The 11,085-nt window shown below is 66.7% G+C and carries 10 protein-coding genes and 1 riboswitch; of the genes, 4 read left to right on the plus strand and 6 right to left on the minus strand.

Features of this window, described 5'->3' with window-relative positions; translation table 11 throughout:
- Positions 1–13 precede the first annotated feature (13 nt).
- From ACIQCN_RS11695 to ACIQCN_RS11705, 3 genes are read left to right on the plus strand one after another with little or no spacing between them, the layout of a single operon-like run.
- Positions 14–286, plus strand: coding sequence for a DUF1737 domain-containing protein (locus tag ACIQCN_RS11695; protein ID WP_400605346.1), 273 nt, complete (start codon positions 14–16; stop codon positions 284–286).
- Positions 283–696: a rhodanese-like domain-containing protein gene (locus ACIQCN_RS11700; RefSeq protein ID WP_400605348.1), complete on the plus strand. Its 414-nt coding sequence runs from the start codon at positions 283–285 to the stop codon at positions 694–696. The genes ACIQCN_RS11695 and ACIQCN_RS11700 overlap by 4 nt, the downstream gene beginning before the upstream one ends.
- Complete coding sequence (locus ACIQCN_RS11705; protein WP_400611084.1) at positions 693–1,901, plus strand: O-succinylhomoserine sulfhydrylase; 1,209 nt, start codon at positions 693–695, stop codon at positions 1,899–1,901. Before ACIQCN_RS11700 ends, ACIQCN_RS11705 begins: the two co-directional genes overlap by 4 nt.
- On the opposite strand, the gene ACIQCN_RS11710 is transcribed toward ACIQCN_RS11705, so the two are convergent.
- From ACIQCN_RS11710 to ACIQCN_RS11735, 6 genes are all read right to left on the minus strand, one after another.
- Positions 1,867–4,452 carry an EAL domain-containing protein gene (locus tag ACIQCN_RS11710; RefSeq protein ID WP_400611086.1) on the minus strand — a complete coding sequence of 862 codons (2,586 nt, stop codon included), beginning with the start codon at positions 4,450–4,452 and terminating at the stop codon, positions 1,867–1,869. The genes ACIQCN_RS11705 and ACIQCN_RS11710 overlap by 35 nt on opposite strands.
- A gap of 65 nt (positions 4,453–4,517) precedes the next feature.
- Positions 4,518–5,792, minus strand: a complete 1,275-nt coding sequence (locus ACIQCN_RS11715; protein WP_400605354.1) for a glutamate--cysteine ligase — start codon at positions 5,790–5,792, stop codon at positions 4,518–4,520.
- 69 nt (positions 5,793–5,861) lie between these two features.
- The gene (locus tag ACIQCN_RS11720) at positions 5,862–7,385 is read right to left on the minus strand and encodes a UDP-N-acetylglucosamine 1-carboxyvinyltransferase (RefSeq protein WP_400611087.1); all 1,524 of its coding nucleotides are present in this window, start codon (positions 7,383–7,385) and stop codon (positions 5,862–5,864) included.
- A gap of 114 nt (positions 7,386–7,499) precedes the next feature.
- A complete protein-coding gene (locus ACIQCN_RS11725; protein ID WP_400605358.1) occupies positions 7,500–8,312 on the minus strand; it encodes an energy-coupling factor transporter transmembrane component T family protein in 813 nt (270 codons plus the stop codon).
- The gene (locus ACIQCN_RS11730; RefSeq protein ID WP_400611089.1) at positions 8,309–9,856 is read right to left on the minus strand and encodes an ABC transporter ATP-binding protein; all 1,548 of its coding nucleotides are present in this window, start codon (positions 9,854–9,856) and stop codon (positions 8,309–8,311) included. Before ACIQCN_RS11730 ends, ACIQCN_RS11725 begins: the two co-directional genes overlap by 4 nt.
- Positions 9,856–10,479, minus strand: coding sequence for an ECF transporter S component (locus tag ACIQCN_RS11735; RefSeq protein WP_400611091.1), 624 nt, complete (start codon positions 10,477–10,479; stop codon positions 9,856–9,858). Before ACIQCN_RS11735 ends, ACIQCN_RS11730 begins: the two co-directional genes overlap by 1 nt.
- A 67-nt stretch (positions 10,480–10,546) precedes the next feature.
- Positions 10,547–10,686: riboswitch (TPP riboswitch) on the minus strand.
- Between the two features lie 134 nt (positions 10,687–10,820).
- On the opposite strand from ACIQCN_RS11735, the gene ACIQCN_RS11740 reads away from it, so the two are divergent.
- Entirely contained in the window at positions 10,821–11,084 is a 264-nt protein-coding gene (locus tag ACIQCN_RS11740; protein ID WP_400605363.1) for a DUF4235 domain-containing protein, read from the plus strand.
- Position 11,085: the final 1 nt, after the last annotated feature.

Below are 11,085 nucleotides of genomic sequence, written 5' to 3' on the forward strand. Positions count from 1 at the left end.
AAGGAGTTCTGTCGTGTCTGACGCATCCGCCCCTGAAGAAAAGTTGTCTTACCGCCTGATCACGGGCCCTGATGACCGCGCCTTCTGTGAGCGCATTTCCGCCGCCCTGGCCGAGGGCTACGTCCTGCACGGCAGCCCCGCGGCCACGTTCAACGGCACCGGAGTCATCGTGGCGCAGGCCCTTATCCTGCCGGCCGCCATCGCATCTGCCGATGCGGCCGTTGCCACCGCAGTCGAGGACCTGGAATCGCCGGACCTCGAGTTCGACGGCGAGGGCCACGCGTGAGCTACGCGGGCGACCTCACCCCGCAGGAGGCCTGGGCCAAGCTGGAGCAGGGCGCCATCCTGGTGGATGTGCGCACGGAGGGCGAATGGGCGCATATCGGCATCCCTGACACCAACGCCACGGACAACGACCCGCTCTTTATCCAGTGGACTTTTCCCGGCGGAATCCCCAACCCTGACTTCATCAAGGACCTCCGGAGCCAGGCACCAGAGGATTCCAACGCGGAACTGCTGTTCCTGTGCCGCTCCGGCCAGCGCTCAATCTCCGCCGCCATCGCTGCCACGCAGGCCGGCTTCACGTCGTACAACATCCTTGAGGGCTTCGAGGGCGTCCCGGACCGGCACGGTGAGCGGACGGTTAATGGCTGGAAGAACAGCGGACTGCCCACCAACCTGGGGATCGCCGAGTGACGTTCAACCCCGATGCCGCCGCCTGGAATCCAGATACCCAGGCGGTCCGCGGCGGCCTTGACCGCACCAACTTCCAGGAAACGTCCGAAGCTGTCTTCCTGAACTCCGGCTTTGTCTACGAGTCGGCTGCCGCCGCGGAGCGGGCGTTCACAGGCGAAGACGAGCGGTTCGTGTATTCCCGCTACGGCAACCCGTCCGTGGCCACCTTCCAGGAACGGCTGCGCCTACTCGAAGGCACCGAGGCGTGCTTTGCGACGGCGTCCGGCATGTCCGCGGTGTTCACCGCCCTCGGCGCCCTACTGGCGGCCGGGGACCGCGTGGTGGCTGCCCGCTCGCTGTTCGGGTCCTGCTTCGTCATCCTCAACGAAATCCTGCCGCGCTGGGGTGTGGAGACCGTGTTCGTGGACGGCCCGGACCTGGACCAGTGGCGCGACGCCCTGTCCCGGCCCACCACCGCCGTCTTCTTCGAATCCCCCTCCAATCCGATGCAGGAAATAGTGGACATCGCGGCGGTCAGTGAACTGGCGCATGCTGCGGGGGCGGCCGTCGTCGTCGACAATGTCTTTGCCACTCCCCTGCTGCAGCGGTGCGGCGACCTGGGCGCCGACGTCATTGTCTACTCGGGTACCAAGCACATCGACGGGCAGGGCCGGGTGCTGGGCGGAGCGATCCTGGGAACCCGGGAGTTCATCGACGGCCCGGTGAAGCAGCTGATGCGGCACACCGGTCCGGCGCTGTCCGCGTTCAACGCCTGGGTGCTGACCAAAGGCCTGGAAACCATGGCGCTCCGTGTCAACCACTCTTCCTCCACAGCCCTGCGCCTGGCCGAATGGCTGGAGGAACAGCCTGCGGTCCGGTGGGTGAAGTATCCGCTGCTGGCGTCCCATCCGCAGTACGACCTGGCAGCCAGGCAGATGCGTGCCGGGGGAACGGTGCTGACGTTTGAGCTGGCGGCGTCCGACGGCCGGACCGGCAAGGACGCGGCTTTCGCCCTGCTGGACGGGCTGCGCATCATCGACATTTCCAACAACCTGGGCGATGCGAAGTCGCTCATCACGCATCCTGCCACCACCACGCACCGGGCGATGGGGCCGGAAGGGCGGGCGGCGATCGGGCTGAGCGACGGCGTTGTCCGGCTGTCAGTTGGCCTCGAGGATCCGGACGATCTCGTCAGCGACCTTGAACAGGCCCTGAAGCAAATCTGAGGCAGTCCCGGCCCTGGGAAGGCTCCGCCGCCCGGGCGTACTGGGCACGCAGCCAGTCCTCGACCGCGGCGCCGGGAAGGGGCCGGCACCAGTGGTAGCCCTGGCCGAGCCCCGCGTTAAGTCCTGCCACCTCGCTCGCCTGCCTATCCGTTTCCACGCCTTCGGCCACGACCACCAGGTCGAGCGCCGCTGCCATGGAAATGATGGCGGCCACCAGGCCGCGTTCCCGCGCGGAGCCCTCCCGCCCCAGCGGGCTGATGAAAGACCGGTCGATTTTTATGACGTTGGCCGGTATCCGGCTGAGGTAGCTGAGTGCGGAATATCCGGTTCCGAAATCGTCCACGGCGATGCCCACACCCAGTTTCCGGAGCCGTTCCAGGACCTGGATGGAGCCGTCGAGGTCACCCACCAGTCCGGATTCGGTGATTTCAAGCACCACGGCGTCCGGCTGGATCCCGGCCCGGGCTATTGCGTCCTGGACCTCATCGAAGATTGAGGGGTCCTGCAGCTGCCTGGCGGAGATATTCACCCCTATGGCGAGGTCGCCGGCCCCAAGGAGCCGCTGCCGCCAGACTTGGGCCTGCTGCAGGGCCTCCCGCAGCACCCAGGCGCCGATTCGAAGAATCAGCCCCGATTTTTCCGCGATGGGGATGAATTCCCCGGCGGTCACCATCCCCACGCCGGGCCGGTTCCAGCGCACCACGGCTTCAAGGCCGATCGGCCTGCAGTCCTCCAGGTCAAGGATCGGCTGGTAGTGCAGTTCCAGTTCGTCCCGTTCTATTGCCCGGGAAAGCTGCGACTCGATGTTGATGACCTCAAGGGCCCTGTGCTGCATCTTCTCGTCAAAAAGGAACGCGGCCCCTTTCCCGTCGGCTTTCGAGTGGTACATGGCAGCGTCGGAGCGGTGCAGGAGGGAGGCCGCCGTATCCCCCGGCTCCGAGAGGACGACGCCGATGCTCACGGAGACAAACAGCTCATTTCCCTGGATATTGAAGGGGTCCTGGACAGCTGTCGCTATCCGGTCCGCTATCTTCCTGGCATTTTCCTCATCCGTATCGCTGCAGACGACCACAAATTCGTCCCCGGCGAACCGCGAGGCGGCGTCCTGGGCGCGGATGACTCCCGAAAGCCGTGCGCCGAACTGGGCGAGCAGGCTGTCACCTGCAGCATGGCCCATTCCATCGTTGATGAGCTTGAACCGGTCCAGGTCCAGGAAAAAGACCGCCACGGCGCTTCCGGTCCTGTCCGCGTCGGCAAGGACCTGATCAAGGTGCGCAAGCAGCCTGCTTCGGTTGGCCAGGCCGGTCAACGGATCGATGAAGGCCAGCCGTTCGAGCTCCGCCTCGCTGCGTTTCTGTGCACTGACATCCATCATCGACCCCACGAAGCGGATGGCCTGCCCGGGCTGGCTCCGGACCACATGGCCCCTGGCGAAGACGTCCATGTAGCTGCCGTCCTGCCGGCGGAAGCGGTACTCCCTGCTCCACATTTCCCCGTCAGAGCCAAAGAGGCTGGCCAGGGAATCCAGGAGGGGCTCCTTGTCCTCCGGATGAAGCCTGGATTCCCACCATTCCCCGGTGTGAACGAATGTCTGGCCGACGATCCCGAACATGGACCGGACCGCGCCGTGCCACACGGTCCTCCCGGTCTGCAGGTCACTGTCCCAGAGGACCTCCTGGGTGGCGCGCATGGCCAGGCGGTACCGCTCTTCGCTCCTCCTTAGCGCCTCCTGGGCCCTGCTGCGCTCGGTGACGTCGCGGGTGATGCCGCGAAAGCCGACCGGTTCTCCGTTCCTGTCCTGGATCAATGAGGCCGAGGTGGAGACAACACGCTGTTCACCGTCTTTCCGGGTCAACGTCCACTCGAAGCCCGGATCCGGAGTTTCGCCGGCACGTATCATCCTGAAATACCGGGCTATCCTGGCGGCTTCGGCAGGCCCGGAAAAGTCCTTGTTGGTCAGCGTCAGGGCCTCCTCGCGGGAGCAGCCGAAGAGTACGCAGAGTGCGTTGTTGGCAAAGGTCAGGTTGCCGGCCAGGTCGGTCTCGAAATACCCTTCGGCGATCTCTTCCAGGATCTTGCGGTAGTATCGTTCACTTTCCCTCAGGGCTACTTCCGCCTGGCGGCGCTCTCCGATGTTCTCTGCAACCCCGTACACGCCCACCACGGCCCCGGCAATGATGATCGGCATGTTCGTCACTGCGATATCAACGCGGTGGCCGTCCCTGTGCAGGTGGGTGGACTCGTAGTGCTGGGGTTCCCCGGCGGCTGCCCGCTTGAACGCGGCGGCAGTCCGGGCGATCTTCTCCGGGACAACAAGCTGGTGGAACTGCAACTTCAGCAGCTCCGCCTCGGTGTAACCCGTCAGTTGTTCGCACGCAGGGTTGGCCGAGAGGAACCTGCCTGACAGGTCGAATGAGTAGACGGCGTGGGGATTGTGTTGGAAGAGGGATTTATAGCGTTCCCGGGCCTCATCCAGGGCACGCTCGACTGAAGCCCTCCGGCCAACTTTCCCCCTGAACCGCCACCTGCTGATCCTGCGAACCGCGAGCACCCCCCAAGCATTTGAACCCCAGCCTACGGCACGACAGGGGGCCCGAGCGGCAACTCCCCGACACCCTAGGACTGGCGGACCCTAAGGAGGTCCGGGACGGCGTCCAGATCGGAGGGGTCGGGCGCGCCGCGCATGGTCACGTTCACAGCATGCTGCACCACGGCACCGAAGCCGAAGTCCTCCGGCTGCGACTGTGCAAGCATCCTGTCCCGGATGCGGCGCTGCTCTGCCGCGCCGGTACCGCGCGCAATGATGTCCTCTACGCCCTGCCGTGCAACCGCCAGTTCACCCTGCTCGTCCAGGACCGGCGCGAGGTAGTCGACCAGGGACCGGACTACGTCCGCGGCGCGCGCCGGCCTGAATGTACCGAAGTCGAGCAGTTCCCCGCTGAGTCCGCTGCTGCTGGCCTGCCAGGACGCCATTCTCAGCAACACGGTCGGCACCGGTGCGGGATCCACTCCCGCCCGCCACTCCCGGCTGGCCGACTCCACCAGCGCCCGGACCAGCAGGGCGATCAGGGCCGCATCTTCGGCCCGGAGGCAAACGTCCGCCACCCGGACTTCCACCGTGGGGTGGTTCCGGGAGAGCCTTGCGTCGAAATAGAGCATGCCCTCGTCCAGCATGACCCCGCTGTCCAACAGTCGGGTGACCACGCGCCGGTACGCCGGGTACGTCCCGTAGATTCCCGTCGGCCCTGCTGTCGGCCAGCGGTTCCAGGCCTGGGTCCGGTAACTTTCGAAGCCTGTCTGCTGCCCGTTCCAGAATGGCGAGTTCGCGCTGAGCGCGGTGAGGACTGCGAGCTTGTCGCGGATCCGGTCAAGAACGGCAACGCCTTCGTCCGGCGTTTCAACATATGTGTGGACGTGGAACCCGCAGGTCAGCTGTTCCTGCGCCGTAAGGCCGAAGCGTTCCAGCATCAGCGCATAACGCGGGTCCGGAGTGGTGTGCGTTGCCGAGGCCAGCGGTGAGGTGGCCAGGGCCGCCACGCGGGCGTTGCTCTTTCGGGCTGCGAGATCCGCCAGGGTACGGCCGGCCCTGATCTGCTCAAGAAGTACCCCGTACTCCCGGCATGGCCGCGTCTGCGTCTCGATCTGCTCAAGCTTCAGCTCGGCGCTCAAGCCCATCTCTTCGTCGTCGTAGACCGTCTCGTCCCGCTTCTCCAGCGAGTGCGGGTCGACATCCCGCGTCTCGAGCACCTGCGGCCCCGGAGCATGGGAAACCTGCGGGGCGTCGTCGGCGGCCATGCGCCGGCCGGACAGCATGGCGTCGGCCAGGGCAAGCGGCTCCCCCGTTTCGGGGGAGACGATCAGAAGCTCTTCCTCAACGCCGAATGTACGCATATTCACATTCTGCTGCAGCCCGGGGCATTTGCACGGCCAAACGTGCAATTCATGACGAAGCGTGAATGCCTAGTCCTGGAAATACTCCACCTTGGCGCCGATGGTGTTCAGCCGCTCGGCCAGGTCCTCGTAGCCGCGCTCAATCACGTAGATGTTCCGCAGCTCCGATACGCCGCGGGCCGCGAGCATGGCCAGGAGCAGGCACGCCGCGGGACGCAGTGCCGGCGGGCAGCCCACCTCGGCGGCACGCCACTTGGTGGGACCGTTGACGTAGATACGGTGCGGATCCAGCAGCTGCACCTGCGCACCCAGCCGGTTAAGTTCCGTGAGGTAGATGGCGCGGTTTTCGTAGACCCAGTCGTGGATCATGGTCTGGCCGTGCGCGTTGGCCGCGATGACTGCGAAGAACGGCAGGTTGTCGATATTGAGCCCGGGGAACGGCATGGGATGGATCTTGTCCTCGGGCGCCCGCAGCTCCGACGGCTTCGTGGTGACGTCCACCAGGCGGGTGCGGCCGTTCCGGGCCATGTACTCACCCGAGACTTCCAGCTGCTGGCCCATCTGCTCCAGCGTGGCCAGTTCAATCTCCATGAACTCAATCGGCACGCGCCGCACGGTCACCTCGGAGTTGGTGACGATGCCGGCGGTGATCAGGCTCATCGCCTCGATCGGGTCCTCGGAGGGGAAGTATTCGACGTCGGCCTCAATCCGCGGGCGGCCGGTGATCCGGAGCGTGGTGGTGCCGATACCCTCGATGTCCACGCCCAGCATCTGCAGGTAGAAGCACAGGTCCTGAACCATGTAGTTGGGGCTCGCGTTGCGGATCACGGTGGTGCCCTCGCGGTGCGCCGCAGCCATGATGGCATTTTCGGTGACGGTGTCGCCGCGCTCGGTCAGCACGAAGGACCGTTCGCGGGTGTCGGCGGGCGGGGCCTGGACAGTGTAAAAACCGCCGCCAGCTTCCACGGACAGGCCGAATTGGCGCAGCGCCTGCATGTGGGGTTCCACGGTGCGGGTGCCCAGGTCGCAGCCGCCCGCGTACGGCAGCCGGTATTCGGCAGTCTCGTCCAGCAGCGGCCCCAGCAGCATGATGACGCTGCGCGTGCGGCGGGCGGCGTCGATATCCATGCCGGCCAGGTCCAGGACGGCCGGTCGGCGCAGGCGGAGGTCGGTGTCGTTGAGCCAGGTGCATTCGACGCCGATGCTCGCGAGCACTTCGACGATCCGGTTGACTTCCTCGATGCGCGCCAGTCGGCGGAGGACGGTGGTTCCGCGATTCACGAGGCTGGCACACAGCAGCGCGACGCCTGCGTTCTTGCTGCTGTTGACGTCCACTGCGCCGGAGAGCGTGCGCCCGCCCTCCACGCGGAGGTGGGTCATCCGGGGCTTGCCCACGTTCACGATGCTGCGGTCAAAGATGGCCTCGAGCCGCTGGATCATCTTCAGGCTCAGGTTCTGCTTGCCCTGCTCCATCCGGGCCACGGCGCTTTGGCTGGTTCCAAGTTCGGCCGCAAGTTGCCCCTGCGTCCAGCCTTTTTCTGCGCGGGCGTCCCGGAGCATGGCGGCAACGTGTTCTGTGGTTTCCTGCGTCATACCTCGAATATATCATTCATGAGTTACGAGGGCGCCAGAAGGGGCGGACAGAGGCCCGGATAGGGATCCAGTACCCGCCGCGTGCGATACCCGTGCAACAGCAAGACCCGTGTCTCAGTTCTCCAGCCAGACCATATTCCAGGTGCCGGCCGAGATGGCCGCAGCCGCCGACAGTCCCGCAACCAGTGCCCCGCCGGCTAAAACCCAGACATCCAGCCTGCTGTACGTGGATTCGCGGGCCCAGGTCCGCGGCCCGCCGCCGAACCCGCGTGCCTCCATGGTCACGGCCAGCCGCGACGCACGCCGGATCGCCTGGATCAGCAGCCCGAAGCTCTGCCCCAGCGTGGCCTTCGCCCGCTGCAGCACGTTCCCGCGCGAACCCACGCCGCGCGCCCGTCGTGCCATTCCAATGGTCTGCCATTCCTCCGCCATCAGCCCCACGAGGCGCATCGCGGCGAGCGTGCCCAGCACGAACCGGTGCGGCAACCGGGCCTTCTGCGCCAAGGCGTCCGCAAGGTCGGTGGGGTCGGTGCAGCTCATCAGCAGCACGGCCGGCAGCGCGATGGCCAACCCGCGCAGCATGAATCCGGCACCGAGCTCTAGGGAGCCTTCGCTCATGGTCCAGAGTCCGACGTCGATCAGCGTCCTTCCACTGTCAGGAGCCAGGATGGAGGTGCTCCAGCCCCCTGCCGCGGCCGCGAGGATCAACGGCCAGCCGCGCTGCCACAGCAGCACAAACGTCAGCCCGGCCAGCGGAAACAGGAGAAGTTCGAAGACCAGCGCCACGGTGGCCGAGACCCAGTCGATGGACAGCGCCAGCACCAGGGTGATGAGGAAGACGGACGCGAACTTGCTCAGTGGGTTGGCGTGGGTGAGAAGCGCCTGGTTTCCGCGCAGGTTCAGTTCCTGCCGCCCTGCCCCGGTCATGGTGCCACCCGGTCCGGCGCTGCCATGCGCAGTTCCGCACCGCCAAGCGCGGCGGTGAATTCGGCGTCGTGCGTTACTGCAACCACGGCGGCACCCTGGTCCAGAAGCTCGGACAGGAAGGACGCCAACTCGGCCCAGGTGTTGGCGTCCTGCCCGAAGGTGGGTTCATCCAGGACCAGCACCTGCGGGCTGGCGGCCAGCACGGTGGCCACGGAGAGCCGCCGTTTCTCCCCGCCGGACAGCGTGTACGGGTTTGCGTCCACCAGGCCGGTGAGCCGCAGCCGCTCAAGCAGCTCGTCAACGCGTTCCCCGCCGTGGCCCAGGTGCCGGGGACCGAAGAGCAGCTCGTCCCGGACATTCCCGGTGACGAACTGGTGCTCGGGTTCCTGGAAGACGGTGCCGATCCGCTCGATCAGCTGCTCCGCCTTCCATTGGTACGGATCGATTCCCGCCCCGCGGCTCAGGTCAACGGCGGCCGAAACCTTCCCTTTCACCGGCGCCAGGAGCCCGGCCAGGGTCAGCGCAAAGGTGGACTTGCCCGCCCCGTTGGGCCCTGTGACGGCCAGCGCCTGGCCAGCGCGCACCTGCGCCGAGATGTCACGCTGCACCGGTACCGGCGGGATCTTCCTGAGACCCTTCCGGCCCGTCCGTTCCCGCGAAACTCCCAGCCCCTCGGCGGCGAGCAGGAGGCCGCCGGAACCCGGAGGGGGCATGGCCGCCCGTTGGCGCGTCTCCGGAACGTATCCCGGCACCCACACACCGGCCGCCATGAGCATGGTCCTGGCCTCGCGCAGCACCCGGTCCGGAGGTCCGTCCAGCAATACGGCCGGCCCGGCGCCGGATCCCGGCTGCAGGACCACGATCCGGTCCACCAGGTCCTTCCACACGGACACGCGGTGTTCCACCACCACCAGCGTGGCGCCGGTCTTGTCCAGGCAGCGGCCCACGGCGTCCCGGACTTCCAGCACGCCGGCCGGGTCCAGGTTGGCGGTTGGTTCGTCCAGCAGGATCAGCCCCGGGCGCATCGCCAGGATGCCCGCCAGCGCCAGCCGCTGTTTTTGCCCACCGGACAGCGCGGACGTGGGGTGGTGCAGCGGCAGGTGGGAAAGTCCGACGTCGGCAAGCGCCTCATGCACGCGCGCCCAAATTGCGTCGCGGGGAACCGCGAGGTTCTCGGCACCGAAGGCGGCGTCGTCACCCAGCCGTGACAGAACCACCTGCGTTTCGGGGTCCTGCTGCATCAGCCCCGCGCGGCCGCGCCGGCCCCGGGGGGAAGCCCCGTCAACCAGAAGCGAACCGGACTCGTCAGCGTCGCCTGCCTCGCCGTCGTCGTCCGCGTCCCCCAGCACCCCGGCGAGGGCGTGGAGCAGCGTCGACTTGCCGGCACCCGACGGGCCCAGCAGGAGCACCCGCTCCCCCGGCGCGATGTCCAGGTCAAGGCCCCGGACGGCTGGCTTGGCGCGTCCGGGGTGCCGCCAGCCCCAGCCGCGGGCGGCAACCGCGGCGGGGCGGACGGCGGATGCGCTGCCGGAAGGTCTTGGCATCAGGAGAAGACGGGCTCCGTGGCCGCCTTGCGGGAGGCGAACGGGCTCAGCACGCCGGTCCGGGCGAGGCCGCGGGTGGCGATCCAGGACAGGGCGCCGGCGATGATCGCACCGGAGATGCTGGTGAACAGGATGTAGGCGAACTTGTCACCGGCGGAGTAGGCGATGTTCCAGCCCCACGGGGAGAACGAGTCGTTCAGGCCGCAGAACAGGCCTGCCGCGGCGCCCGCGAGCAGGGCCACGGGCAGGTTGAACTTCCTGTAGACGAAAACCGCGAAGATGATTTCCGCGCCGAGGCCCTGGACGAATCCGGAGAACAGCACCGACGTGCCGTACTGCGAACCCATCAGCAGTTCGCCGGTGGCTGCAACCGTCTCGCAGAAGAGTGCCGCGCCGGGCTTGCGGATGATGAGCATCCCCAGGACAGCCGGAATCATCCAGCCGCCGGCGATCAGGCCGGTCAGGGGCGGGTAGACGGCGTTCATCGGAGCGGACACCGCTAGGGCGCCCTGGGACCACGCCCAGAAAATCACCCCGCCGGCGATGGCGATCAGCGCCGCCACCACGATGTCCACGACGCGCCAGGACTTGCCGGGGGTCTTCTTGATTGCTTCAGTTGCCATGGTGAATCCTCCTGGGTAGCAGGAGGGGAAAGTGGTCACGGCAACCGCGTTGAACGGTGTTGCCGGCCACTTCGAGAACTCGACTCCCTTGCGCCGGTACTAACCGGATCAGGTTCGAGGGTCTGCGGATCTCCGCACTCTCAGCGCCCACACGGGTTCCCGGCTGAGCCGGCAATGCCCGACGGCGGCGCTCCCCTGTCGTTTGAATGTTGCGTTGAGTGGTATGCCCCTGAGGGCGTGCTCCAGTTTACACCGCAGCGGCCAATGGCGGCGGGGAAAATTACGGCGCCGGGCCGTTAGGCTGGGGTCAGTCCGTTTTCTGCCCGCAAGGAGTACAAGGAATGAACCTTTTCATTAAGCTGCTCGGCACCGGCATCTCGCTGGTGGCAGGCTTCGTCGGCACCAAGATGGTCAACACCGTCTGGGAGAAGACCACAGGCCGGAAGCCTCCCACCGGCAAGGACGAGGATGTGCCCACCAGCCTGCACTCGGCCCTGACGTTTGCCCTGATCTCAGCATCGGTGAGCACCGTCATCCAGGTCCTGGCGAACCGCGGCACCCAGCGCGCCATCACCCGCTTCGCCAAGAGCCAGGACATCGTTTAGC

The organism is Pseudarthrobacter sp. NPDC092424, from assembly GCF_044754925.1.
Classification (GTDB): domain Bacteria; phylum Actinomycetota; class Actinomycetes; order Actinomycetales; family Micrococcaceae; genus Arthrobacter.

What these genes read in the sequence shown, in the direction of transcription:
- ACIQCN_RS11715 (WP_400605354.1), bottom strand. Translation starts at nt 5,792, where the DNA reads ATGCGTACATTCGGCGTTGAGGAAGAGCTTCTGATCGTCTCCCCCGAA.
- ACIQCN_RS11730 (WP_400611089.1), bottom strand. Translation starts at nt 9,856, where the DNA reads ATGCCAAGACCTTCCGGCAGCGCATCCGCCGTCCGCCCCGCCGCGGTT.
- ACIQCN_RS11740 (WP_400605363.1), top strand. Translation starts at nt 10,821, where the DNA reads ATGAACCTTTTCATTAAGCTGCTCGGCACCGGCATCTCGCTGGTGGCA.
- ACIQCN_RS11735 (WP_400611091.1), bottom strand. Translation starts at nt 10,479, where the DNA reads ATGGCAACTGAAGCAATCAAGAAGACCCCCGGCAAGTCCTGGCGCGTC.
- ACIQCN_RS11720 (WP_400611087.1), bottom strand. Translation starts at nt 7,385, where the DNA reads ATGACGCAGGAAACCACAGAACACGTTGCCGCCATGCTCCGGGACGCC.
- ACIQCN_RS11725 (WP_400605358.1), bottom strand. Translation starts at nt 8,312, where the DNA reads ATGACCGGGGCAGGGCGGCAGGAACTGAACCTGCGCGGAAACCAGGCG.